25 protein-coding genes are annotated in these 24,469 nt (G+C 66.5%); 13 read left to right on the top strand and 12 right to left on the bottom strand.

Annotated elements, in window-relative coordinates; genetic code table 11:
• Window positions 1-5: 5 nt before the first annotated feature.
• Window positions 6-1,379 carry a PspA/IM30 family protein gene (locus HUK68_RS06610; RefSeq protein WP_244146275.1) on the bottom strand — a complete coding sequence of 458 codons (1,374 nt, stop codon included), beginning with the start codon at window positions 1,377-1,379 and terminating at the stop codon, window positions 6-8.
• Between the two features lie 649 nt (window positions 1,380-2,028).
• Between HUK68_RS06610 and HUK68_RS06605 the strand changes: the two genes are divergently transcribed.
• The 4 genes from HUK68_RS06605 to HUK68_RS06590 all read left to right on the top strand — a co-directional run bounded on the left by HUK68_RS06605 (window position 2,029) and on the right by HUK68_RS06590 (window position 5,095).
• On the top strand, window positions 2,029-3,261 hold the full coding sequence (locus HUK68_RS06605; RefSeq protein WP_175503479.1) for a hypothetical protein: 1,233 nt from the start codon (window positions 2,029-2,031) through the stop codon (window positions 3,259-3,261).
• A 97-nt stretch (window positions 3,262-3,358) separates the two neighbouring features.
• Complete coding sequence (locus HUK68_RS06600) at window positions 3,359-3,712, top strand: hypothetical protein (RefSeq protein ID WP_175503478.1); 354 nt, start codon at window positions 3,359-3,361, stop codon at window positions 3,710-3,712.
• 58 nt (window positions 3,713-3,770) lie between these two features.
• A complete protein-coding gene (locus HUK68_RS06595; protein ID WP_175503477.1) occupies window positions 3,771-4,526 on the top strand; it encodes a C39 family peptidase in 756 nt (251 codons plus the stop codon).
• Window positions 4,526-5,095: a hypothetical protein gene (locus HUK68_RS06590; protein ID WP_175503476.1), complete on the top strand. Its 570-nt coding sequence runs from the start codon at window positions 4,526-4,528 to the stop codon at window positions 5,093-5,095. The genes HUK68_RS06595 and HUK68_RS06590 overlap by 1 nt, the downstream gene beginning before the upstream one ends.
• Before the next feature lie 10 nt (window positions 5,096-5,105).
• Here the strand turns inward: HUK68_RS06590 and HUK68_RS06585 are convergent, their stop codons facing one another.
• Complete coding sequence (locus tag HUK68_RS06585; protein WP_175503475.1) at window positions 5,106-5,591, bottom strand: Lrp/AsnC family transcriptional regulator; 486 nt, start codon at window positions 5,589-5,591, stop codon at window positions 5,106-5,108.
• A 132-nt stretch (window positions 5,592-5,723) separates the two neighbouring features.
• Between HUK68_RS06585 and HUK68_RS06580 the strand changes: the two genes are divergently transcribed.
• From HUK68_RS06580 to HUK68_RS06565, 4 genes are all read left to right on the top strand, one after another.
• Window positions 5,724-6,665, top strand: coding sequence for a DMT family transporter (locus HUK68_RS06580; protein WP_175503474.1), 942 nt, complete (start codon window positions 5,724-5,726; stop codon window positions 6,663-6,665).
• A gap of 159 nt (window positions 6,666-6,824) precedes the next feature.
• The gene (locus tag HUK68_RS06575; RefSeq protein WP_175503473.1) at window positions 6,825-7,769 is read left to right on the top strand and encodes a sulfurtransferase; all 945 of its coding nucleotides are present in this window, start codon (window positions 6,825-6,827) and stop codon (window positions 7,767-7,769) included.
• A gap of 68 nt (window positions 7,770-7,837) precedes the next feature.
• Complete coding sequence (locus HUK68_RS06570; RefSeq protein ID WP_175503472.1) at window positions 7,838-8,935, top strand: YeeE/YedE thiosulfate transporter family protein; 1,098 nt, start codon at window positions 7,838-7,840, stop codon at window positions 8,933-8,935.
• 10 nt (window positions 8,936-8,945) lie between these two features.
• The gene (locus HUK68_RS06565; RefSeq protein ID WP_175503471.1) at window positions 8,946-9,113 is read left to right on the top strand and encodes a hypothetical protein; all 168 of its coding nucleotides are present in this window, start codon (window positions 8,946-8,948) and stop codon (window positions 9,111-9,113) included.
• 430 nt (window positions 9,114-9,543) lie between these two features.
• Here HUK68_RS06565 and HUK68_RS06560 read toward each other — a convergent pair whose 3' ends face one another.
• From HUK68_RS06560 to HUK68_RS06550, 3 genes are all read right to left on the bottom strand, one after another.
• Window positions 9,544-10,413: an amidohydrolase family protein gene (locus HUK68_RS06560; RefSeq protein ID WP_175503470.1), complete on the bottom strand. Its 870-nt coding sequence runs from the start codon at window positions 10,411-10,413 to the stop codon at window positions 9,544-9,546.
• Between the two features lie 136 nt (window positions 10,414-10,549).
• A complete protein-coding gene (locus tag HUK68_RS06555) occupies window positions 10,550-11,476 on the bottom strand; it encodes an ADP-ribosylglycohydrolase family protein (RefSeq protein ID WP_175503469.1) in 927 nt (308 codons plus the stop codon).
• Window positions 11,477-11,483: 7 nt separating this feature from the next.
• Window positions 11,484-12,251, bottom strand: coding sequence for an NUDIX hydrolase (locus HUK68_RS06550; RefSeq protein WP_175503468.1), 768 nt, complete (start codon window positions 12,249-12,251; stop codon window positions 11,484-11,486).
• Window positions 12,252-12,347: 96 nt separating this feature from the next.
• On the opposite strand from HUK68_RS06550, the gene HUK68_RS06545 reads away from it, so the two are divergent.
• Window positions 12,348-13,409, top strand: a complete 1,062-nt coding sequence (locus tag HUK68_RS06545) for an SPFH domain-containing protein (protein ID WP_175503467.1) — start codon at window positions 12,348-12,350, stop codon at window positions 13,407-13,409.
• Window positions 13,393-14,325 (top strand): diacylglycerol kinase catalytic domain-containing protein, encoded by a 933-nt coding sequence (locus HUK68_RS06540; protein WP_175503466.1) that lies wholly within the window; start codon window positions 13,393-13,395, stop codon window positions 14,323-14,325. The genes HUK68_RS06545 and HUK68_RS06540 overlap by 17 nt, the downstream gene beginning before the upstream one ends.
• Window positions 14,326-14,407: 82 nt before the next feature.
• Here HUK68_RS06540 and HUK68_RS06535 read toward each other — a convergent pair whose 3' ends face one another.
• A complete protein-coding gene (locus tag HUK68_RS06535; protein ID WP_175503465.1) occupies window positions 14,408-15,571 on the bottom strand; it encodes a GGDEF domain-containing protein in 1,164 nt (387 codons plus the stop codon).
• Window positions 15,572-15,996: 425 nt separating this feature from the next.
• Between HUK68_RS06535 and HUK68_RS06530 the strand changes: the two genes are divergently transcribed.
• On the top strand, window positions 15,997-17,100 hold the full coding sequence (locus tag HUK68_RS06530) for a DUF1566 domain-containing protein (RefSeq protein WP_175503464.1): 1,104 nt from the start codon (window positions 15,997-15,999) through the stop codon (window positions 17,098-17,100).
• Between the two features lie 105 nt (window positions 17,101-17,205).
• Here the strand turns inward: HUK68_RS06530 and HUK68_RS06525 are convergent, their stop codons facing one another.
• The 3 genes from HUK68_RS06525 to HUK68_RS06515 form a co-directional block, all read right to left on the bottom strand.
• Window positions 17,206-18,861, bottom strand: a complete 1,656-nt coding sequence (locus HUK68_RS06525) for a sensor domain-containing diguanylate cyclase (RefSeq protein WP_244146274.1) — start codon at window positions 18,859-18,861, stop codon at window positions 17,206-17,208.
• A 150-nt stretch (window positions 18,862-19,011) separates the two neighbouring features.
• The gene (locus tag HUK68_RS06520) at window positions 19,012-19,212 is read right to left on the bottom strand and encodes a hypothetical protein (protein ID WP_175503463.1); all 201 of its coding nucleotides are present in this window, start codon (window positions 19,210-19,212) and stop codon (window positions 19,012-19,014) included.
• The gene (locus tag HUK68_RS06515) at window positions 19,213-20,139 is read right to left on the bottom strand and encodes an MFS transporter (protein WP_175503462.1); all 927 of its coding nucleotides are present in this window, start codon (window positions 20,137-20,139) and stop codon (window positions 19,213-19,215) included.
• Here HUK68_RS06515 and HUK68_RS06510 point away from each other — a divergent pair.
• A complete protein-coding gene (locus tag HUK68_RS06510; RefSeq protein WP_350355236.1) occupies window positions 20,057-20,431 on the top strand; it encodes a LysR substrate-binding domain-containing protein in 375 nt (124 codons plus the stop codon). The genes HUK68_RS06515 and HUK68_RS06510 overlap by 83 nt on opposite strands.
• A 47-nt stretch (window positions 20,432-20,478) precedes the next feature.
• Here HUK68_RS06510 and HUK68_RS06505 read toward each other — a convergent pair whose 3' ends face one another.
• The 3 genes from HUK68_RS06505 to HUK68_RS06495 all read right to left on the bottom strand — a co-directional run bounded on the left by HUK68_RS06505 (window position 20,479) and on the right by HUK68_RS06495 (window position 23,627).
• Window positions 20,479-21,969 carry a tripartite tricarboxylate transporter permease gene (locus HUK68_RS06505; RefSeq protein WP_175503460.1) on the bottom strand — a complete coding sequence of 497 codons (1,491 nt, stop codon included), beginning with the start codon at window positions 21,967-21,969 and terminating at the stop codon, window positions 20,479-20,481.
• Window positions 21,969-22,532, bottom strand: coding sequence for a tripartite tricarboxylate transporter TctB family protein (locus HUK68_RS06500; RefSeq protein ID WP_175503459.1), 564 nt, complete (start codon window positions 22,530-22,532; stop codon window positions 21,969-21,971). The genes HUK68_RS06505 and HUK68_RS06500 overlap by 1 nt, the downstream gene beginning before the upstream one ends.
• Window positions 22,533-22,667: 135 nt before the next feature.
• Entirely contained in the window at window positions 22,668-23,627 is a 960-nt protein-coding gene (locus tag HUK68_RS06495; protein ID WP_175503458.1) for a Bug family tripartite tricarboxylate transporter substrate binding protein, read from the bottom strand.
• 158 nt (window positions 23,628-23,785) lie between these two features.
• Between HUK68_RS06495 and HUK68_RS06490 the strand changes: the two genes are divergently transcribed.
• Window positions 23,786-24,466, top strand: coding sequence for a response regulator transcription factor (locus HUK68_RS06490; RefSeq protein ID WP_175503457.1), 681 nt, complete (start codon window positions 23,786-23,788; stop codon window positions 24,464-24,466).
• Window positions 24,467-24,469 lie beyond the last annotated feature (3 nt).

Below are 24,469 nucleotides of genomic sequence, written 5' to 3'. Positions count from 1 at the left end.
CCATCTCAGAACGACATCGGCAGGCGCACCGTCAGGGTCAGGTCGGGGGTGTCGCGCGTGAGCCCGGCGCCCACAGACACGTTGAGCGTGGTGCGCTGGCTCAGCCGGTACGAGTAGCCCAGTTGCAAGGTGGCGATCTGCGCGCGCACCGAACTCGCCACCGAGCTGCCGTTTTGCTTGGTGCGGCCGATCGAGCTCAGATCGAGGCCCATGCTGAACGACGAGCGGTCGTTGAGCGCCATGCCCATGCCGAAATTCAGCCCCCAGATATTGCCCGGCTTGATCGAGCCGATGTACTCGCGCTGTCCGTTGAGCACCTGGCGCGAGATATCGTCGCGGCCGAAATTGTAGGTATAGCTGATGCCGCCAAAGAACACCGCCGGGTCGGACGCCATGAGCCAGGTGAGCGAGGGCTGCAGCGAATAGAAGCCCGAGCCCGTGGGCAGGTCCAGCGGCAGCCCGGTGCCCGTGGTGTTGCCTATGCAGCGCGTCTGGCAGTCCGTCACGACATCGAACGGATCCTTGCCGGTGCGGCTCTTGAAGCGCAGCGAGCCGATCAGATAGGGACGGTCGGCGCGCGGCTGATTGAGCTGGTAGCGCACCGCCATCTCCACATCGCCCACCGCATGGCCGCGGCTGCTGAATGACTGCTCCGCGGCCGCGCCGGTGAAGATCTCGCGGCTGATCGACGCATCGTTGCGGTAGACGTAGGGCACGCGCAACTCGGCTTCCAGCCGATTGGTCAGCCCCCATCGGCCCGTGAGCGCCGCGGTGATGGTGTTGCGCTTGACCTCGCGCACGTCGACCAGGCCGATCAGCAGCGCCGGAATGATGGTGTAGCCCACGAGCGCCACCCGGTTGCTCGACGAGTAGCCATACTGCACCGATGGCTCGAGCACATAGCGCCCGGGCGGGGTCAGGATGCCCGGCTGGTCGAACATCGGCACGACCGGCGGCGCCTCGGGCGCGGCCGGAGCCACGCCCACCTGGACCACGCGCTGGCCCTGCCCCTCGTGCGGGTCGACCCGCACCGCCACGGGCGGCGAGGCACCGGCGGCCGCGGTCACGGCGCCCGGCTGCGACTCCACCACCCTGGCGGTGGCACGCGCCGCGTTCTGCTCCTGCTGCAGGCGCTGCTGCAACGCATCCTGGTTGCTTTGCTGCTGCGAGACCAGGCTGCGCAGGCGCTCGATTTCCTGGCGCTGCTCGTCGAGCTGGCGCTGCAGGTTGTCGATGCGCTGCTGCGTATTGGGACGCGCAGGCGCCTGTTGCGTGCCCGCGCGCGCCGGCGCCTGCTGGGCGTGCAGTCCCGCGCTGCCCAGCATCAGTGCCAAGCCGCTGGTCACCAGCAGAGGGTGGGAAAGTCTCGATTTCTGCATCGCTTGGGCCTTGTCATCAAACCGGTTACCGCTCCGGGCGATCGCGGGGCAATCGGTGCAGGTAAGCACGTGAGCCGATCCGAGCGTAGGGGCGCGCCTTCAGCGCACCTAACGGAAGTACGCAAGCGAACGTAAAAAACCCATGGGACTTATTGCCGGTGTTACGTCTTCATGGCGTTCGGGCGCGCGCCGCGTCGCCATGTGGTACATCGCCTTGCGCCTACAGCAGACTGGATTGCGCACTCCCGCCGCTCGCGGGCAGCGCGGCTCAAAGACGCTTGGCCGTGGCGCACAGCGGTGGCGCACGCGTATCGCTGCCATCGCAGATCTGTGACAGTTGCGTGCGCCCCGCGGCGCGGCGTCCGCAGCGGTTTTTTCGCGGGGCCAGCCGCGTGCCAGAGGGCCTTCAGGCAGCGAGGCTGCCGCGTTTCGCTGTCACAGTACAGAGACAGTCTTGCGCGCTCGGAACACCGTTTTTTGCGCTTCCTACCCTGTCTACACCTTGACACAAACAACCGCCCTCCGCGCCCCGCTGAGCGCTGCCGGGGCCCGCTGAATCACTGGCATGGATGCTGCTATGCGCCCTGTGATTTGCGGCAACGCACATCACTATCCGTTCGCAGATCTTCACCAACGTTTTGGAGGCTTTATGAAAAGGACTCTCGTGGCTTCGGCCCTCGCAATGGCATTCGGCATCAGTGGCATGGCCTGGGCAGCGGACAACACGCAGGAAACGCGCCGAGGTGACAACTACAGCACCGACACCCAGACCTTCAATACGAACAACAGCGACAACAGCACCCGCACGCGTACCACGGACAACAGCAACTCGAGCACCAACACCCGCACCACGGACAACAGCGACTCGAGCACCTACACCCGTACCACGGACAACACCAACTCCAGCACCAACACCCGCACTTCCGACAGCAACAACACCAACTCCAGCACCAACACGCTGACGCGCACCACCGACAACAGCGACTCGAGCACCAACCGTGAATCGGGCGCGTCGGAAGCCAGCGCCGCACGCTCGGCGGCATTGAACAACGGCTCCGCCGCAACGTTCTCGAATGCCTTCAACGTGACCACGGCCGTGGCCAGCAGCGCGCTCAGCGGCTCGGTGTCGGGCAACGCCGTGAGCAACATCGGCAACTGGGCGACCAACACCGGCTCGGCGGCCGGCGGCGCAGGTGCAGGCGGCGCAGCCGGCACGGGCTATGGCGGTGACGCCAACGGCACCGGCCGCGGCGGCGCGGGCAGCGGCGGCAATGGCGCCGCCGGCGGCACGGGTGGCGGCGCCACCAATGCCGGCTCGCAAAGCGGCGGCGCCTACAGCGGCGTGGCCACCGCGGGCAACGGCGGCGCGGGCCGCGGCGGTGCCGCCACCGGCAGCGACAGCGGAACGAGCACGGCGGGCGCGAGCGACGGCGCAGCCGATGGCGGCCTGAGCGGCGCCACGGCCAATGCCAATGGCGGCGGCGCCACCAGCACCGGCGGTGGCGGCACGCGCACAGCCGGCACGGGCACGGCGGGCACGGGCGGCGCGGCCTCGGTGGGTGACACCAGCAGCGGCTCGGCCAGCAATGGCTCGAGCACTGCCGGTGCCGCGGGTGCAGGCGGCAATGGCAGCGGCGGCGTGGGCGGCGCGGGCAATGGCGGCACCAACACCGCAGCGGGCGGCACGGGCGGCTCCGGCCAGGGCGGCGTCGGCGGCGCGGGCGGCAGCAACAGCGTGAGCGCAGGCACCTTCAGCATGGCCAACGCCATGACCAGCGTCGGCCAGTCGGCCGCGGGCATCATGATCGCCAACCAGAACAGCGGCATCTCGTCGCTGGTGCAGCAAAGCGTGAACGTGCAGGCCAACCTGGCCGTTCGCTGACGCCAAAGCGAGCCGCGGATGGCAGCAGGTGTCGGGCAGCGTCCCGCATCTGCGCGCCATCCGCGCCGGCATCTTGCCCGTCCCTTCAGGAGCAAACATGAAAATGCATCAAGTGCTGGCAGCGCTCGCGGCGGCAGCCGGCCTGGCCGCGCCGCTGGCCCAGGCCCAGGACGCACCCGCGGCGCCGGTTGCGGCGCAGCCCCCAAGCGGTTTCGACCGTCCCGTGGCGCTGGCCACGCTGGAAGGCCTGCGCGGCGGCATGGCGGTGCACAACGACATGGACCTGCATGGCGTGACCAGCGGCAACTCCGCGTTCCAGGTGCAGACCGGCAACAACACCATCGATGCGGGCTCGTTTGCCAACATGGCCGGGTTGCCGGTCGTGATCCAGAACTCGGGCGCCAATGTGCTCATCCAGAACGCCACCATCGTCAACCTGCAGATGAACTGATGCCACGCACCGGCTGCAGCCGCAGCCGCGCGCCGGTACACGCTACAAGGGCCTTGCCATGTTGCTGCCACGTGTTTCGAGTCTTTGCCTGCGGCCGGCGGCATGCGCCGCGCTGCTGGCCGCGCTATGGGCCGCGGCCTGCGCCGCGCCTGCGGCGCTGGCCGAATCGGCCCGGCCCGACTTCTCGGCGCAGCCGGCGCTGTTCCCGGGGGTGGCCATGGGTGGCGTGGCCGTGCCGGTGGTGAGCATGCGCCAGGCGCGCCTTTCCGGCACCATGCTCCAGCAATACGATTTCAGCTGCGGTTCCGCGGCCCTCGCCACGCTGCTCACGCACCACTACCGCACGCCCGTGACCGAGGCCCAGGTGTTTGAATCCATGTACCTCGAAGGCGACCAGGCCAAGATCCGGCGCGAGGGCTTTTCCTATCTCGACATGAAGCGCTATCTGGCGCGCCTGGGTTTTGCGGCCGACGGTTTCGAGCAGCCGCTGGACAAGCTCAACGACGCGCGCATTCCGGCGCTGGCGCTGATCAACGAGAACGGCTACCAGCATTTCGTGGTGATCAAGGGCGTGCAGGCCGACCGCGTGCTGCTGGGCGACCCGGCGCAGGGCACGCGCGCCATGCCGCGGCGCCAGTTCGAATCGCTATGGACCAACCGCCTGCTGTTCGTGATCCACAACCGCATGGACCAGGCGCAGTTCAACCGCGTTGCCGACTGGCGCGCCGCGCCGCGCGCGCCCATGAACACCAGCCTGGGCCAGGACAGCCTGAGCATCGTCACCATGCCCAAACACGGACCGGGAGGTTTCTGATGCGCCAGATGCTTTGCACCGCTGCCTGCGCCCTGCTCTGCCTGGGCGGAACCTCGCTGGCACATGCACAGGCCGATTCCGCGCCGCAGGAGCAACTGTGGCTGGCGGTGGCGGACACCACGCTGTCGGAGATGCGCGGCGGGTTCGCGCTGGGCGACGGTTTGATGGTCACGCTGGGCATCACGCGCGCGCTGTACATCAACGGCGCGCTGGTCACCGAAACCCGGCTGCACCTCAATCCCGCCGAACAGCTCAACAGCCTGCAGGCGGCGCAGCTGGGCCAGCAGTTGCAGTCGCTGAACCTGGTGCAAAACGGGCCTGGCAACGTGTTCCAGTCCGGCAGCACGCAGACCGTCCAGACCGCGGCGCAAGCCGCAGGCACCGCCGCGCTGGTCAGCAGCGTCACGGGCCTGGGGCCGGGCACCATCGTGCAAAACAGCCTCGACGGCCAGAACATCCTGAACCAGACCACCATCAACGCGACCAGCTCGGGATTGAGCATGATGCGCGCCGCGCAGCTGCAGTCCGACATCAGCCAGGCCGTGCAGCAGGCGATCGGCGCGCGCTGACCGGCACGTTTCAGCGCCGGCGCAGATGCCCGGTGGGCAGCGCCGTGGTGTACTTGACCTGGCTCAGCGCAAAACTCGAGCGGATGCTGGCCACGCTGGGAATCTGCGTGAGGCATTCAAGCAGCAGGTTCTGGTACTTGATCAGGTCCTCGATCACCACGCGCAACATGAAATCGGCCTCGCCGCTCATCAGATAGCACTCCATCACCTCGGGCCGCTGGGCAATGGCACGCGTGAAGACTTCGAGCGACTGCTTGTCCTGATGCCTGAGCGAGACATGCACGAAGACATTGACGGCCAGGCCGAGCTTGAGCGGGTCGACCAGCGAAACCGACGCGCGCAGCACGCCGCTTTGCTTGAGCTCGGCGACGCGGCGCCAGCAGGGCGAGGCCGACAGGCCCACGCGCTCCGCGAGTTCGGCATTGCTCAGCTGCGCATCCTTTTGCAGCTCGTCGAGGATGCGCAGGCTCGCTTCGTCGAGGGAAATCTCGTTCAAGATAATTTTCTCCGGCTTTCATTTCATATGCGGTATTTTCCTCCACTTACCCTGTAATCCTTCGAAAAGAAGACAAAGCAATTCCGCGCATTCTCAGCAAAACTACCTGTAAATAGTGGTTTCCCCGACAGCATGCGCACTTCCCCGATTCCGTTGGCCATTTCCCGGCCCAAGCTGCTCCTCTCCGACCGGGCCCGTACGCTGGCTTGGCTTGGACTCATGGTGCTGCTGTGGGGGCTGAGCTGGCCCGCGACCAGGATTGCCCTGGATGCCGTGCCGCCGCTATGGCTTGCGGCCATCCGTTTCGGCAGCGCCGCACTGTGCCTGTTTGCCTTTGTCGCGCTGCGCGGCCGGCTGGCCTTTCCGCCACGCGCCGACTGGCCCATCGTCGCCAGCATGGGGCTGCTGCAGATGATGACCTTCACCGGCCTGGGCATGATTGCCATGACCCATGTCGACACCAGCCGCGCGGTGCTTCTGGCCTACACCACCCCGCTGTGGGGCGTCATTGCGGGCTGGATGATGCACCGCAATGCACCCACGCGCTGGCAACTGCTGGCACTGGCCGTGGGCCTCGCCGGGGTGGGCCTGGTGTGCTCGCCCTGGGAGATGGACTGGTCGGCGCCTGGCACGGTCATGGGCGCGGCCTTCCTGCTCATCGGCGCGATCTGCTGGTCGGTGGTGATCCTGCACATCAAGCGCCATCGGTGGAGCGCCTCCCCGCTGGCGCTCGCGCCCTGGCAGATGCTGCTGGCCGCAGTACCTCTGTCGTGCTTTGCGTTGGCGCTGGAGGGCTCGCCCGCCGCGATTGCCTTCGACCTGCGGCTGCTGGAACTGCTGCTGTTCATCGGACCGGTTGCGACCTCGGCCTGCTTCGTGATCTCGGCCGAGCATGGCCGGCGCATCAGCACCTTTGCGATGTCCAACTTCACGCTGGGCGTGCCGCTGATCGGCATCCTGGCGTCCATGTTGCTGTTGGGCAACAGCCTGTCGCCGCTGTTTGCGGCCGGCCTGTGCCTGGTGTTCGCGGGCATGCTGCTCGCCGCCATGGCCGCCGCACGCGCGCGCGCGTGAGGGCGGCATAGGCAATCGCTGTGCCTTCTTCTGCCAATTCATCGTGAATCTTCACCGCGTTATTGCCTGCCGTTATTTATTAACAGCACAAACATCGTTGGTCCTCACCCGATCAAAAAGGACAATGAAGGCTTCGGGATTGAATCCCTTGGAGTGACCATGAAAAAAATGCTTGCCTTTGCCGCGGCGCTGACAGCCGCCCAATGGGTGGCCGCAGCCCAGCCGCTGCTGACGCCAGCGCAATTGAACAGCCTGCAGGCCACGCCGGCGCAGGCGCGGGTGATCGACATCCGCGATCCGCAGGCCTATGCCGCGCAACACATTCCCGGCGCGGTGAATGCGCCCTATGGCAAATGGCGCGGCCCGGCCACCAATCCCGGCGAATTGCCTGACGTCTCCAAACTCACGCAACTCGTGCAGTCGCTGGGCCTCACGCCCGCGACCCATGCGGTGGTGGTCTCGACCGGAGCCGATGCCACCGATTTCGGCGCTTCGGCGCGCGTCTACTGGACGCTCAAGACGCTGGGCCTCAAGGAGCTGTCCATCGTCAACGGCGGCATGAAGGCCTGGACCGAAGCCGGGCTGCCGCAGGACACGGCCGCGCCGACGATTGCGGCCAGCCAGTGGCAACCCCAACTGGACGACCGCCTGATTGCCACGCGCGAAGATATCCGCCGCAACATCGACCTGAGCAATGCCGCGCTGGTCGATTCGCGTCCCGATGCCTTCTACCAGGGCAAGACGCGCGCGCCCGCAGCCAAGCTCTCGGGCACGCTGCCCGGTGCGCAGCAGCTGGACTTCAACCAATGGTTCGTGCCCGGCACATCGACCTTTGTCGACGCCGCCGCAGCAAAACAGATTGCCGCCAAGGTGCAGCGCAAATCGGGCCAGGACATGGTGGCTTTCTGCAACACCGGCCACTGGGCGGCTACCGACTGGTTTGGCCTGAGCGAAATGGCCGGCCTGCCCAACGTCAAGCTGTATGCGGGCTCGATGGTCGACTGGACCCAGCAGCCCGGTGCGCCGGCGTTGGAAAACCAGCCCAGCCGCGCCGAATCGCTGGCGTATGACGCACGCCAATGGTGGCAGCGCAAGTTCAAGTAAGCCGGCGCCGGCCCCGGCCAGCGCTGCTGGCCTTTCTCCCTGATTGATATCCAAACGGATTGGTGGACATGAAACGTCTTCCCCTCGCGGCCGTGATGGCCGTTTTCCTTGCCTGGCTGCTGTGGACCGTCTCGGTGCGCCAGGCCGCCCTGTTTGCCGTGGGCATCGGCCTGGGCGCGGTGCTGGCGGGCCAGCGCTTTGGCTTCACCACAGGCTGGCGCATGCTGATCGAGGAAAAGGACGCCAGCGGCGTCTTCGGCCAGTTGCTGCTGCTGGCCCTGGCCGCGGCCCTTGCCATGCCGCTGCTGGGCACCTTCCCCGAACTCACGGCCGCGCTGGGCCCGCCCAGCGTGAGCCTGCTGATTGGCGCATTCGTGTTCGGCCTGTGCATGCAGATCGCCGACGGCTGCGGCAGCGGCACGCTCTACAAGGCCGGCATGGGTATTCCCATGAACGCCGCCATCCTGCCGATGTTTGCGCTCGGCAGCTTTGTCGGCTCGCTGCACCTGGGCTGGTGGCTGGAACTGGGCCGCGTGCCGCCCGTGGGTCTGGTCAGCGCCTGGGGTTGGCCGGTGGCATTGGGTGCGACGCTGCTGGCTTTGGCTTTGATTGCCGTGGGTGTGCGCTGGTATGTGGGCCGGGCCAATGCCAGGCTCCAGCGTGCCACCCAGCCGCTGTGGCAGCGCAAATGGGTGGTGGGCGCGGTGCTGCTGGCGATGCTGGCCACCGCCAACCTGGTCATTGCGGGCCAGCCCTGGGGCGTGGTCTATGGCTTTGGCCTCTGGGCCGCCAAGCTCGCCAACGCCACGGGCGCGGTCGACCTCGCGCAGAACTGGTTCTGGAGCCAGCCCGGCAACGCCGCGCGGCTGCAGGAAACCGTGCTGCTCGACGTGACCAGCATCACCAATATCGGCATCCTGGCCGGCGCCCTGTGGGTCGCGGCCGCGAAGCCGGTTTCAGCCAAGGCGCTGACCGGCACGCAATGGATCGTGGCCCTGGTCGCGGGCCTGGTGCTGGGCTACAGCTCGCGCCTGGCCTTCGGCTGCAATGTCGGCGCCATGCTGTCCGGCATCAGCACCGGCAGCATCCATGGCTGGATCTGGGTGCCGTTGGCCTTTGCGGGCACCATCTTCGGCCTGCGCATCCGCCGCCGCTTCGGCTTCTGAGGAGAGCGCCATGACACGACAAACGACATTGCGCATCGGCTTCTGGCTGGTGCTGGCCGGTTTCCTGGCCTGGGACTATAACCACTCGGCCCCCGTCGACCTGCGCTACGAGGCGCCGCTGATCGCAGCGGGTTCCGGGCAGGCAACCCAGGGCGGCCACTGCTCCATGCCGGATTGAACGGCCACAAGCTTTGCAAAGCCCCGCTTGCAGGGCTTGATCCATTGTCAGTTCGTCCCGAGCCCGTCGAAGGACGAACCGATGTCCGTTCGTCCCGAGCCCGTCGAAGGATGAACCGATGTCCGTTCGTCCTGAGCCTGTCGAAGGATGAACCGATGTCCGGTCGTCCTGAGCCTGTCGAAGGATGAACCGATGTCCGGTCGTCCTGAGCCTGTCGAAGGATGAACGTCCAAGCACAATTGCCGTGCGCGGCCGGCCCTACTGCAAAGCCGCCCCTCCCGCCCTCAACGCGCCCTTCACCGCCGCCCACTGCCCCAGCGCATTCAGCGCCAGCGCATGCCCGCAGCCCGCGACTTCCAGCCATCGCAGTTGCCCACGCGCGCCCGGCCCGCGCTCGCGCAGCAGCAGCAACGGGCTGCGGCCTGGCATGTCATGCCTTGTCGAATCCCAGCAGCCGCACGGCGTTGCCCTTGAGGATGCCGGGCATCACCTCGGGCTTGAAGCCCGCGACCTCGAAATCCTTCATCCAGCGCTCGGGCGTGATCAGCGGAAAGTCGCTGCCGAACAGCACCCGGTCCTTGAGCAGCGTGTTCGCGTATTGCACCAGCTGCTTCGGGAAATACTTCGGGCTCCAGCCCGAGAGATCGATCCAGACATTCGGCTTGTGCATCGCCACCGACAGCGCCTCGTCTTGCCAGGGAAAGCTCGGATGCGCCATGACGATCTGCATGTCGCCAAAGTCCACGGCGACGTTGTCCAGCAGCATCGGGTTGCTGTACGACAGCCGCAGCCCGCCGCCGCAGCGCATGCCGCTGCCGATGCCGCTGTGGCCGGTGTGGAAGATCGCGGGCAGCTTGTGCGCGTTGATCACCTCGTAGATCGGCCAGGCCATGCGGTCATAGGGATCGTAGCCCTGCACCGTGGGGTGGAACTTGAAGCCCTTGACGCCCTCTTCCCGGATCAGCCGCTCGGCCTCGCGCGCCCCCATCTTGCCCTTGTGCGGATCGACGCTGGCAAACGCCACCATCATGTCGCTGTTGGCGCGCGCCGCTTCGGCAATCTCCTCGTTGGGAATGCGCCGCCGGCCCAGCTGCGATTCCGCATCGACGGTGAACATCACCAGCCCCAGCTTGCGCTCCCGGTAGTAGGCCACGGTCTCGGCAATCGTCGGCCGCGCCGAACTGCCGAAATACTTGTCGGCCGCGCGGTCGAACTCCTCGCCGTAGTTGTCGAACGGGTTGCGGCAGCTGACTTCGGCATGGGTATGGAAGTCGATGGCCACCAGATCCTGGTGTTGCATGCAAATGTCTTTCGTGGTCGCGGGGTGGCAACGCCAGACCCGCATAACTAGATATATTTCATAACTATATGCCGATGACTTCGGCCGTCAGCAGGGGAAACCCGCGCCGCACACCAGCCAGTCAGCTTGCGCAGCGTCACTCCACTTTCGTGGCGCCGATCTGCGCTTGTTCGAACAGGCCTCGAGCCAGGCGGTCGATCTCCCCGGCCATGAAGAGCTTGTCCAGCCACGGCTTTGGAATGTTCGATGCGCCGTAGTGGGCGCCGGCCAACTGGCCCACGATGGCGGCGGTCGTGTCTGCGTCGTCGCCGAGGTTGGCGGCAGCCAGCACGGCCGCTTCAAAGTTGTCCGTGTGAGCAAAGCACCAAAGAGCCGCCTCAAGCGACTCGACGCAATATCCCGATCCCTTGATTTGCGCGGCGGGTTTGCCGTGGTACGCCGCACATGCGAGCCCATTGACCTTCTCGGACGCATAGGAAGGCCTTGCCGCGCGCAGCAGCGACGGCTTGGGCATGCCGGCCAATGCGTGGTGAATCAGCTCGCCAAAGAGCTCGCAGCAGTCCAGAGCCTCCGGCGCGGCGTGCGTGGTGCAAGAGCTCAGACGCGAAAAGTGCCGGACCTGCTGAACGTCAGGCGCATATTGCAGCACCACGGGCGCCAAGCGCATCAATGAGCCATTGCCGGCGGTGCCGGGATTGGTGTCACCCGCCATGGGGTCCTGAGTCACCAGGTATTTCTGCAACGCCCTGCAGACGGTCATGCCGATGTCGAAGCACTCCCCCGTGGCGCTGAGGTAGCCCCACTGCCACCAGTTCGTGTAGCGATTCATCTGATCGCGTGCGTTGAAGCCGTTGCAATGCAGCAGGCTGGTGGCCAGGCACAAGGCCATCGAGGTGTCGTCGGTCCATGCACCTGCCGCAAGCTCGAAGGGGCCACCCCCCGTCATATCCCGTACGGGCGCAAAGGTGCCGCGGGCTTCGAACTCGACTGAAGTGCCGACGGCGTCGCCGCAGGCCAGCCCCAGAAGGCTGCCGCGATAGCGGTCGAGAAGGTCAATAGGCATGCCGACCTCAACTTCCGCCGCGCGGGCTGAAGGTCCGCGGAAAAATCACGGGCCCGGAGCGATCCTTGAGGCGGTAGCCCATTGGCGGTCTGTTCGAAGGGCTCTCGACAAAGCCGATTTCTTCCAGGAAGTCGGCGGCCAGCATGCGCGTGCGGAAACCGCTCTTGTCGACAGCACGGCCGAGGACGATTTCGTAGGTCTTCTGAAGTTGGGGCAGCGTGAAGGGCTCGGCGAGCAAGAAGGCCGGCAAAGAGGTGTACTCGACCTTGTTGCGCAAGCGTTCCACTGCCGCCTGCAGTATCTCGCTGTGGTCGAAAGCAAGCCGCGGCCTCTGGAGCAGGTGATCGACCTGGAACCAGTCCACATCGGCGGCATTGGCACCCTTGGCCAGCGCAAGGTCAGCCGCGGGGATCAGGGCGAAGTAAGCGTGCGTGGCCGACCAGCCCCGCGGATCGCGCGTGGCGCTGCCCCAGCTTCCCAGTTGCTCCAGATAGGGACTGCGCACGGCGGTCTTCTCCAGCAGCTTGCGACGTGCGCAGGCCATCAGGTCCGAATCCAGCTCGACGTCAACAAAGCCTCCCGGCAACGCCCATTTGCCGGGGCACGGTTCGCCCTGGTTCAACGGGCGCTGCACCAACAGGACTTTCAAGCCATCGTCCAGAACCGTGAAGATGACCACATCCACCGTGGTGTAGGGACGCGCGAAGTCGTGTGCCTTGGGCTGCGCAGCAGCCGGGGTGCCCGTCTGCTTCGCCTGGGATGTTCGTGTTGCCATGATGGAGAAATTCCTTGACGCGCTGAATTGATGGTTGTACTGTACACCTTATCAAAGATGTACTGAACAACTAATTGGTCACAAAGGAGGAAATCCATGTTCGGCATTCGATTCATCAAGTCCCAACCGACCACGCACCTGATGCAGTTCCGCGGTGGAAAGCTGGCCCGCGAAGGCGCCGGTTTGTCGTTCTTCTATTACGCGCCAGCCAGTACGCTGGTGGCAGTTCCTGTGGCAAGCCATGACCGGCCCTTCATGTTGGACCTGGTCACTTCGGACTTCCAGAGCGTGACCGTGCAGGGCCAGGTGACCTATCGCATCAACGCTCCGACGCGCACTGCCGCGATGATGGACTTCTCGCTGCGCCCTGATGGAAAGTCCTACGCTTCCGAAGACCCGGTACGGCTTGCCGATCGCGTGGCGCAACAGGCCGAAGTGATCGTCCAGCAGGCCGTCCAGGCGCTCGACCTCAAGCAGGCGCTGCGTTCGTCGGCATTGATTGCTCGAACCGCTCAGCGCGAGCTCGGGGTCCAGCCAGAGATCGAGGCACTGGGCCTGGAAATACTCGGGGTATCCATCCTGAGCGTGAAGCCCACACCGGACATTGCCCGGGCCCTCGAAGCCGAAGCGCGCGAATCCAACCTCCGCGCCGCCGACGACGCGGTCTACGCCCGTCGCATGTCGGCCGTGGAGAAGGAGCGCGCCATCCGGCAGAACGAGCTGGACACGGAAGTCGCCGTCGAACAAAAGCGTCGCGAGATCGACGAAACCAGGCTGGAAGCCAAGGCCGTGCTGATGCGCAAGGACAACGCCCTGCGCGCCGAGCAGATGGGCGCTGACGTGGAACTGGAGGAAAGCCGCAAGGCGTTTGTTGCCGGGCAAGCGAGCAACAGCCGCACGCTGGCCGAAGCAGAAGCACACCGCATCTCAAGCGTCATGACGGCGCTGAGCCAGGCCGATCCGAAGATCGTCCAGGCACTCGCGGCCGTTGGCATGCAGCCGGCGCAGCTCATCGCGCAAGCCTTCGGCGGCATTGCGGAAAATGCCGAGCGGATCGGGCAGTTCAACATGGCGCCGGAGTTGCTTCAGGCGCTGTTGGGTCACAGTGCAACGCCAGTGGCCGAAGTGCCAAGGAGCAGCCGTGAGCGCAGCCGCTGAACGCAAGGTCGTGCTGGTCACGCGCAAGACGCGGCTGGAAGAGTTGGTGGCGAAGTACCACACGCTTGCCCAGGCCCGCTTCTACATCGAGCACCTGGGGGCCGACTTCACGGACTATGTCGAGGAGAACATGGCCTACAGCCGGAGCCTGAGTCAGGTGAGCCAGGCTCTCAGGAACTGGGGCCGGCATCAGGTGCTGGACCGCGCGCATCTGCCGAACTTTGTGTTCGCTGCGGATGACATCGTGGTGGCGCTGGGGCAGGACGGCCTGGTCGCCAACACGATGAAATACCTGGAGGGCCAGCCATTGGTGGGCATCAATCCGGAGCCCGGTCGCTGGGACGGGCTGCTGCTGCCGTTCGGGCCTGAGCAGCTTGAGGCATTGCTGATGGATGTCGCCCAGGATCGCCGGCCGACCAAATCGGTCACCATGGCACAGGCGCGTCTGTCGGACGGGCAGACGCTGAAGGCGGTCAACGACCTCTTCATCGGTCCGCGCAGCCATACGTCTGCGCTGTACGACATCGCGCTCGGCGAACGCCAGGAGCAACAGTCGTCCTCCGGAGTCATCGTCTCGACGGGGCTCGGATCCACGGCGTGGATGAAGAGCGTGATGACGGGATCGCTGGCGCTTGCTGCAGCGACGGGCGGCCGAATGCACGCAGAGTACAAGCCCATGGCCTGGGACTGCGCGCACCTGACGTTTGCGGTTCGTGAGCCGTTTCCAATGAAGCGCGCGCAGGCGACACTGGTCTACGGCCATGTGACCCGTGCCCAGCCGTTGAGCTTGCGCTCCCGCATGCCTGAGCACGGCGTCATCTTCTCGGACGGTATGGAAGCGGACTTCCTGCGCTTCACAGCCGGGGTCGAAGTGACAGTGACCGTGGCGCAGACACAAGGCTGCCTGGTCCTGTGACGCACTTTGGCCAGGTGCTGCTGCAAAGCAATGGCTTGGCGACGGCGTCAGACGAAATTACCGTGGCTCTGCGCACCAACTATCAGTGCTGCTGCATGGGCGCAAATGCATCGAGTTCCATCCGGTCCCGTCCCTTGCGCTTGGACGCGTAAAGGGCTTCGTCGGCGCGCTTGATCCAGTGCGACAGTTCCTTGTCGGGCTGGTCGAACAAGGCAACGCCGATGCTCAGGGACACCGGCTCGGGCGTCGCGAACATCGCGCGCGCCTGATGCGCGAACGCTTCGCGCAAGTCCTGGCCCAGCACCTGCGCGGCGGCGGCGGAGACGCCGCGCAGCAGGATCACGAATTCGTCCCCGCCCAGCCGGGCCGCCAGCGCGCCGTGCGGCAGCGCGCCGCGGATGAGGTCGCTCAAGCCCACCAGCAGGCGGTCGCCGGCATCGTGGCCGTGCAGGTCGTTGACCTGCTTGAAGTGATCGATATCGATCAGCAGCACCGCGCCGGGGCTGGCCGGCGAGGCCTGCTCCAGCAACTGCGGCGCACGCAGGTGCAGCGCACGGCGATTGTCCAGCGCGGTCAGCGGGTCGCGGGCGGCGATCTGCGCGATGCGTTCCTCGCGGCGATGGCGCTCGGTTCCGGTCATGGACATCGCCAGCAGCATGATCGCCATCACCCCTTCCACCAGCGAGATTTGAATCACCGCGCCGCGGAAACTGGCGAGGTTGACGATGGCCTCCGGCGCCACGGCCAACGCGGCCTTGGCAAGGTAGAACAGGCCGTGCGCCAGCAGGACGAAGCGCAGTTGCGCCGCGCCCACGCTCAGCGCGCCGCCCTGCGGGCGCAGCAGCAGGCCGGCGCGCAAGGTGGTGATGGCAACCAGCACCGACTGGACGCACATCATCGCCTTGGACCACCAGGGTCCGTCGGGCAGAAACAACATCGCCAGCCAGACGACCGCCAGCAGCCACCAGGCATGCGGCAAGCGCACGCGCGTGAACCCGGCGACGCCTGCCAGGAACAACCAGTGGGCCACGATCAGCAAGCCGTTGGGGAACCAGATGCCGAACAGCAGATACCCGCTGGAACGCAGCAAGGCCAGCGAACTGCCCACGGCGACGATGGCAAACCCCGCGCTCCAGAGCAGCAGCGAGCGCTCGCGCACACTGCCCCATTCGGCAGCCAGGTACAGCGCCGAGGCGGCAGCCATGGCCGCAGTGATGACGAGCAGGGTGAAGGGGTCGAGAACCATGGATGATGAATGTGTCGGGCGCAGGCGGGCGGGCTCCGCGCAAGGGCCGTATCGCGAGGAGCAATGCGCGCAAGCGCAACAGCTGATCGGCGGCGACGTGGGGGCCGCATTGGCGGGGAACGGCGCCGCGCGCGGGGCGGATTGTCGCAGCATGCGTATTTCCCGGCGCATAGAGACCGCTTTCGCCACCGGGCAGGCAAAAGCGGCACAAATGCCAGCTTGCACCCGGGCCGCGCATCCGCCACAGGGGGGAAGACGAAAAATGGCCGGGCTTGCGCAGCGCCCGCCACAGCGCCGGCACAAAAATACTTGATTACATTTATATATCAAATTTGCACTTTCGAACAAACTGGCAGTCTCATCTTCAAGGGGGACACCACATGTTCAGATCTCTGAGTCCGCTGGTTTTGATGGGCGCTGCATGCATGTTGCCGGGTTGCGGTGGCGGCAATGATGGCGCGTCCGGCCAACCGGGCACCAATGGCAGTTCGGCGCTCATCGCCATGGGCGCCGAGCCCGCCGGCAGCAACTGCGCCAACGGTGGCACCCAGGTCATGGCTGGCCTGGACACCAATGGCAATGGTCAACTGGATCCGGACGAAGTCAGCCAGATCCAGCATGTCTGCACGGGATCGACCGGCGCTGCGGGCGCCGCCGGCGCGACGGGTGCCGAGGGCAGCGCGGGGACTGCGGGCGCTCCAGGCGCGACGGGCCCGGCCGGTGCCGATGGCGCGACGGGCCCGTCGGGAGCGAATGGCCACGGCGCGCTGCTTTCGCTGTCCAGCGAGACTGCGGGCGGCAACTGCGTCCACGGTGGCACACGCATAGACGCCGGCGTGGACACCAATGACGACGGCGTGCTCCAGCCCGGGGAAATAAGCAGCACCGGCCATGTCTGCAATGCCTCGGCGGCCTGGTCGGTCATCAGCGACGACACGCAGGCGGCCTCCAACTCCAGCTATCTTGCCTCGAGCGACAGCAGACTGAAATTGACCCTGCCGCCCAGCCCGCAGGTGGGCGACATCATCGCCATCAGCGGTGCGGGAGCGGGCGGCTGGGAGCTCGCACCCAATGCCGGCCAATCCATTGGCACCGCCACCATCAGCGCGATTGCCGTGCAATCAGCCGCGGCCCAAATTCCCCTGTATGGCGCGCAGTACGCATCGATGCAGCTGCAGTACATCGGCGACGACCAGTTCATGCCGCTGAGCTACACGGGCAGCATCACTAATGGCTACCTCTCGCAGGGGGGACTTGTCTGGAGTCCGGCCAGTGTCGCATTGCCATGGAACGAAGCCAAAAGCTACTGCGACGGCACCATCAACGGCTCGACCGGCTGGCGCCTTCCCACCCAGGGCGAACTGCACGAACTGGTCTCCAGCGGACAGCAATACACCGGCGGCTGGACGATTCGCTTCACCTGGACCGCAGATCCGGACGCGCCCGGTCACTGGGGCGTCAAGACCGACGGCAGCGGTGAATATCCGTTTGACGACACCTACGACGGCAGCGTGACCTGCGTGAAGTAAGGCGGGCAGCCCGATGCCCGTCTGCAGGGCGGGTGTCGGGCAGGCCTCCTGCTTGCGGATCGAACCCGTCCGCGGAAAACTGGCGGCACTTGCATGCCGGACGTTTCAACCGCCTGTGACGACCACCCGGTTGCGCCCTTGCTTCTTGGCGCGATACAGCGCCTGGTCGGCCTGTTCGATGACAGCGCTGGCGGTCAGGTCTGCTGCCGCCGAAGTGGCCGCTGCAACCCCGCCCGAGACGGTGACAATGCCCTCTGCGCTGGCGACATGGTCCAACGCCAGCCGCGCCACCTCCTCTCTCGCAGCGTTGGCAACTGCGCGTGCCCCATCCGCAGCCGTGTCCGGCAGGATCGCGACAAACTCCTCGCCGCCGTAGCGCGCCAGCACATCGCCCGGACGGCGCATGGCCTTGGACAGCGCGGCCGCAACCATGCGCAGGCACTCGTCCCCCGCGAGATGGCCGTAATGGTCGTTGTAGGCCTTGAAGTGATCGACATCGAACAGCACCAGCGAAACCGGGCGGCCGTAGCGTCGGCTCTGCCCCAGGATTTCCTCGAAGCGCCGGTCGAACGCACGGCGATTCAATATTCCCGTGAGGCCGTCGTGATCCACCAGGTGTGCGAGCTGGGAGTTGGTATGCACAATCTGCTGATGCGCCGTGCGCAACGCGCGGTCGGAGGCGCCGCGCAGCCGCATGCTTCTGAGCACGTAGCGCGTGGACAGGCCGATGACCGACACCATGAGCAGCAGGCATGCGAGCTGGACCTGCGCCGCATCACGCCATTGCGACAGGATCTCCTTCTCGGACAGTGCGATGGCAATGAACAGCGGGTTGTTGGGCAGATGCTCGAAGACCACGAGGCGCTTGACGCCGTCGATGGGCGAGCGCAGCCGCGCCATTCCGGTGCGCGCGCTGCTGGCCGCCGACAGCAAGGGGTTGTTGGGGAGCTTGCGGCCCAGATCCTCGACGGCATAAGGGCGCCGCAGCACGATCGTGCCATCCACAAGACTCAACGAGATCGCGCCGTTCTCGCCGATATCGAAACCGTTGAGCAGCCGCAGGATCTGGTCGACGCGCACGGTGGCCAGCAAGACGCCGGCAAACTCCCCGTATGCGTCGTCGATGCGCTTGGACACCGGAATGATCCAATCCCCCGTCGAACGGCTTCTCAAAGGCTTGCCGATCAAGACCCGGGAGCTGCGGTTTTCGCGATGGAAGATGAAATAGTCGCGGTCGGAGTTGTTGGCCTGGCGCGATTGCGCGGGTTGGGTATGCACCAGCCATTGGCCCTCGGGGCCATAGACAAAGAGCCCATGCAGATACTCCGCCCGGCTGACATGCGTCACCATGATGGGCTGCAGGGCCTCCAGCGTGGCGGGCGTCATGTCGCTGCTTTCGAGGATGAACCCCAGCGTGTGCAGCACCCGGTCCACTTCGCTGAACACGCTGTCGAGCTGGTTGGCCACCGAGTGACCGAGATTCCTCGATGTCTTGCTGGCCTGCGACCAGGCAGCGTCATAGGCGCGCCACGCGCTCCAGACATTCGTGGCAATCAATACGGCAGTCAAAAGCGCGAGAAACACGCCGGCCGCCAGAAAGGGCCGGCCTTCGGGGCCGGGCAATGTCTGCGCGTCGTTCTCGACATCTGAAGGGATGGATTTCATGCGAAGCTGCATCGAAGGGCGCCGGCCGCCCGCTTGCGCGTTCGACCTGGCTGCACCGGATTGCTGGAGACCAGAAAGCACAGGCCAGGCTGCCACTGCAGCGGCCCCTCGCCAGAGTTGACTGGTGCTAGTGTGCCTCAGCTTGCGCCAGCGCCACCTTCCAGGCGCGAGCAGTGCGTTACAGGGCGTTGCGCCACCGCAGCAGCATCGCCAGCGCGCCAAGGCACACCGCGGCCAGCAGAAGCATCACCAGCTGGTAGCCGCAGCGAATCCCCCATCCTGTGCTGCCAGACGAAACACCTCGGTGCCAATGGCCAGGCCCAGCGCCCCACCGATGTTGTGCAGCGTGGTGGGCACGCCCAGCGCCGTGCCCGCCAGCGCCTGCGGCAGCGCCGCGAGTGCCGCCGCCATCGAAGGGCCGAGCACGCAGCCCCATCCCAGGCCCATTCAGGCAAATGCCGCCAGCACCCAGGGCCAGGGCGTGCCGGCGTTGAACATCGCCTGCATCAGCGCCGAAACCAGCAGCGCGATGAATCCCACCATCATCGCCCGCCCGCAGCCGATGCGGTCGCAGCCGCGCCCCGCCAACGCAGAGACCAGCGCCATCAACGCGGTGGTCGGCAGCAGCAGCCAGCCCGTGGTCGCACTGCCCTGCGCGCGCAATTCGCCAAGGTACAGCGGCATGAGGAAAAAAGCCACGCAATAGAACAGCGCCAGCGCCGCGGTGGCGCAGGCCGCCACGGCAAAGCGCGGCTGCGCGAACAGCGACCAGCGAAGCGCTGGCGCCGCACTGCGCTGCGCGGCGTTCGTGGGCGATGCCGGCAAGCGTCCCGAGCACAACGCGAAACCCGCAGCGATCAGCGGCACGTTCAGCAAAAAGATGGCGCGCCAGCCCCATGCCTCCACCAGCAGCCCGCCTGCCACCAGCCCGAACGCCAGCCCCAGGCCATTGATGCTGAACAGCAGGCCCAATGCCCGGCCGCGCTGCTGTTCGGGAAACATCGCCGCTGCCACCGCTGCCGACACCGTATGGAGACCCGCGCACGCCACGCCCTGCACCGCGCGCCACAGCACCAGCCAAGTCAGGTTTGACGCCAGGCCCGCGCCCAGCGAGGCGTCCGCAAACAGTTCCATGCCGGCAAACATCGCCTCGCGCCGGCCGTGGCGGTCCGCCAGGTGCCCCACGGCAATGGTGCAGACCGACAAGGCGGCGACAAACGCCGTGACGGTCCATTGCACCTGAGCGATATCGGCATCGAAGGCCGTTGCCCGGCCGCTCGGACAGCAGGCGCTGTGGCTGTGCGCGGCACCCGCGTATCTCGAGCGGCGCGGCGCGCCCTCCACGCGGGCGCAACTGACCGCGCACGATGCCATCGTGCGGCTGCTGGCGGCGCCGAAGAACCCTGGCAACTGCCCCCAGGCGCCAGCGCGCCGCGCCTGCCGCAGCGCACTGGCGGGCGAAGGCATTGCCCAGCTGCCGGGCTGGTTTGCCGAAGACGAGGTGCGTGCCGAACGGCTGTGCGTGGTGCTCCAGGATGCACAGCCCGCCCCCCTGCCGAATCATGTGCTCTGGTCCAGGAACACGCGCATGACGGCGCGCCAGCGCGTCGCCATCGATGCGCTGATCGAGCATCTGGCACCGCAGCGCCCTTGCGGGCGCGCATAAAAAAAAGCCCGCGGAAAACCGCGGGCTCAAAGGCAAAGAAGAAAAACTCAACCGCGGCCACGCCGCTGCAGCAGCCGCGGCACGATCAGCACGGCGAGCACGATCACGATCAGCGCCAGCGACATTGGCCGCTGCAGGAAGATCAGCCAGCTGCCTTCGCCGATCGACACCGCATTGCGCATCTGCGCCTCGGCCAGCGGGCCCAGGATCATGCCCACCACCACGGGGGCCGTGGGAAAGTCGAAGCGCCGCATCAGCACGCCCAGCACGCCGATGCCATACAGCAGGAACAGATCGAACGCGCTCTGGCGCATGCCATAGGCGCCCACCGTCGCAAAGATCAGGATGCCGGCATACAGCTGCGGCTTGGGGATCTTCAGCAGCTTGACCCACAGGCCCACCATCGGCAGGTTCAGCACCAGCAGCATCAGATTGCCGATGTAAAGCGACGCAATCAGCGCCCACACCAGCGTGGCCGAGGTCGTGAACAGTTGCGGCCCGGGATTGATGCCGTAGTTCTGGAATGCGCCCAGCAGCACGGCCGTGGTGTTGGAGGTCGGAATGCCCAGCGTCAGCAGCGGAATCAGCGCGGCCGTCACCGTGGCATTGTTGGCGGCCTCGGGGCCTGCCACGCCTTCGATCGCGCCCTGGCGGCCGAACTCGGCCTTGTTGCCGTCCTTGGCCAGCTTCTTCTCGGCCGCATAGCTCAGGAAGGTCGGGATCTCGGTGCCGCCCGCGGGAATGCAGCCAAAGGGCGTACCGATGACCGTGCCGCGCAGCCAGGCGGGAATCGAACGTTTCCAGTCGAGGCGTGTCATGTGCACCCGGCCCATGCGGTTTTGCGTGTCCTGGGTACGGCCTTCGTAAAGCGCCGCATAAAGCACTTCGGCCACCGCAAACAGGCCTACGGCCACCAGCACGATGTCGATGCCGTCCAGCAGCTCCATCTTGCCGCCGGTATAGCGCGCCGCGCCCGAGATCTGGTCCATGCCGATGCAACCAGCGGCCAGGCCGATGAACAGCGCCGTCATGCCGCGCAGCCGGCTCTGGCCCAGCACCGCGCTCACCGTGGTGAATGCCAGCACCATCAGCATGAAGTACTCGGGCGGGCCCAGCTTGACGGCGAACTCGGCCACCGACGGCGCAAACAGCGTCACCACCACGGTGGCAATCGTGCCCGCGACAAACGAGCCGATGGCCGATGTGGCCAGCGCCGCGCCCGCGCGCCCGCTCTTGGCCATCTTGTTGCCTTCCATCGCCGTGACCATGCTCGCGGTTTCGCCGGGCGTGTTCAGCAGGATGGAGGTCGTCGAGCCGCCATACATGGCGCCGTAATAGATGCCGGCAAAGAAGATCATCGAGGCCGTGACCTCGACCTTGGCGGTGATCGGCAGCAGCATGGCCACGGCCACGGCCGGGCCGATGCCGGGCAGCACGCCCACGGCCGTGCCCAACGCACAGCCGACCAGGGCCCAGAGCAGATTCGCGGGAGTGATGGCGGTTGCAAAGCCCGCCATCAGAGCATCGAGAATTTCCATTACAGCCACCCCGTATCCGTCAGACCCGGCAGATTGATCGCCAGAAATTGCGTGAAGACCCAGAACACCGGCGCCGAGATGCACAGCCCGGTGACCACATCCACGCCCCAGGTGCGCGGCGCGCGCGCCTGCGGCTGGCCCGCCGAGCGGCGCAGTCCCTGCACCGCCAGCACGTAGCACAGCGTGCAGCTCAGGATGAAGCCCAGCGTCGTGATCAGCGCCGCATTGAGCAGCAGTCCCGCCGAGACCCAGACCGCCGCGCTCCAGTCGGCACGGGCGCCGCCCGAGGGTTCGGCCATCGCGCGGTAGCCGCCGCTGCGCGCTTCCCAGACAAGCCAGGCGCCACACACGGCCAGCACCAGCGCGCAGACCCAGGGCAGGAAATTCGGGCCCACGCCGCCATAGCCGGCATCGCCGGGAATGCCCAGCGCGCCAAACGCCAGCCCGGCCGCGACCAGCAGCACGCCCGCGCCGACCGCGGTCTGCAGATGCACGCCGGGAATCGTGCCCGCGGGGGAAGAATCAGAAATATCGGAGGAAACTGGGGGGCTGGGATCGGTCATCTGCACACCTGCGCCAAACGCGCGCTGCCGGCGCCGCCCGCGATCGGGCGGCGTGGCAACGCCAAGAAACAACCGGCGGCACACCGCCGGCACTGGCCTGGCGCCGGCAATTGCCGTGCGCCAGGCTTAGGGCCTTCAGACCATGCCGGACTTGACCATCGTCGCGCGCAGGCTCGCGAACTCGTTGTCCACGAAGCTGGCAAACGCATCGCCGGCCAGCCAGGCCGAAGTCCAGTCGTTCTTCTTCATGGCTTCGGCCCACGACGCGCTCTTCACGGCCTTCTCGAGGGACGCGATCAGCGCATCGCGCTGCGCGCGGCTGATGCCGGGCGCGCCATAGACACCGCGCCAGTTGCCGATTTCCACGTCGATGCCCTGCTCCTTGAGCGTGGGCACGCTCGAGCCGGCGAGGCGCTGGCCCGAGGTCACGGCGATCGGCTTCATCTTGCCGGTGTTGATGTATTCGGCAAACTCGCTGAAGCCGCTGCCGCCCACCGTGACGTTGCCGCCCAGGATCGCCGAGATGGCCTCGCCGCCGCCACGGAACGCGACGTAGTTGATCTTCGCGGGATCGACACCCACGGCGCGCGCAATCATGGCCGCGGCAATGTGTTCGGTGGAGCCGCGCGAGCCGCCGCCCCACTTGATGCTGCCCGGGTCCTTCTTGAGCTGCGCAATCACATCGGCCATGGTCTTGTAGGGCGAGTTGGCCGGCAGCACGAACACGTTGTATTCGCTGGTCAGGCGCGCCAGCGGCGTGGCCTGGCTCAGGTTCACCGGCGGCTTGCCGGTGATGATGCCGCCCAGCATCACCGCGCCCATCACCATCAGCGCATTCGGGTCGCCCTTGCTGCCGTTGACGAACTGCGCCAGGCCGATCGCACCTGCGGCGCCGCCCTTGTTGTCATAGGTGACCGACGAGGCCACGCCCGCATCCTGCAAGGCCTTGCCCAGCGCGCGGCCCGTGGTGTCCCAGCCGCCGCCCGGGTTGGCCGGCAGCATCATCTTGATGGCCTGTGCGGCTTGCGCGCTCAGGGGCAGCGCACCGCCCACAGCCAGGGCTGCCAGCGAGTGAAGAAAGGTGTCTCGGCGCATGTTGTCTCCTTGAAGGTCTTGTGGAAGTCGAGCCGCGCCATCATGCGCCGCGCACCTGTCAAAAGGCTGTACGCAAGCCTAGGGGTAATCCCGCAAATCAAGACCGCGCCCGACGCCGAATCCATGGCTGCCATCGCGAGGTGCTAACCTTCCGCCCCATGCGTTTGCTGCTTGTTGAAGATGACCCCGCGATGCGCGCCACGCTGCAGCGCACCCTGGCGCGCCGCGGCATGCAGGTGCGTACCGCGGCCGACGGGCCGACGGCGCTGCAGGAATGGCAGACCGGTCTGCCCGATGCCGTGGTGCTGGACCTGAGCCTGCCCGGCCTCGACGGCCTGCAGGTGCTGGCCGCTGCGCGCGACCAGGGGCTGCGCACTCCGGTGCTGGTACTCACGGCGCGCGACAGTGTCGGCGACCGCGTGCTGGGACTCAACGCCGGCGCGGACGACTATCTGACCAAGCCGTTCGATCTCGATGAACTCGAGGCCCGGCTGCGCGCGCTGCTGCGCCGCAGTACCGGGCTGGCCAGTCCGCCCGTGCAGGAGGAATCGGTGCTGGGCGCGCTGCGCTTCGAGAAGCAAAGCGGTGCGCTCTATGCCTGGGGCGAGCCACTGGAGCTGACGCCGCGCGAGCGTGCGTTGATCCAGGCGCTGATAGCACGGCCCGGCCACGCCGTGGCCAAGGAGCGGCTGTTCGCGCTGGTGTTTCCCGGCGAAGCCGAGGTGCAGTACGAAGCCGTCGAGGTCGTGGTCTACCGCCTGCGCAAAAAGCTGGCCGGCACGGGCGTCACGCTGATGACGCTGCGCGGCCTGGGCTATCTGCTCAAGGCCGACGACTGAACG

The sequence above is a fragment of the Comamonas antarctica genome (assembly GCF_013363755.1).
Lineage (GTDB): Bacteria > Pseudomonadota > Gammaproteobacteria > Burkholderiales > Burkholderiaceae_C > Comamonas > Comamonas antarctica.
The sequence above is the reverse complement of the archived record's forward strand: the minus strand, read 5'-3'. Positions and strand labels throughout refer to the sequence as shown.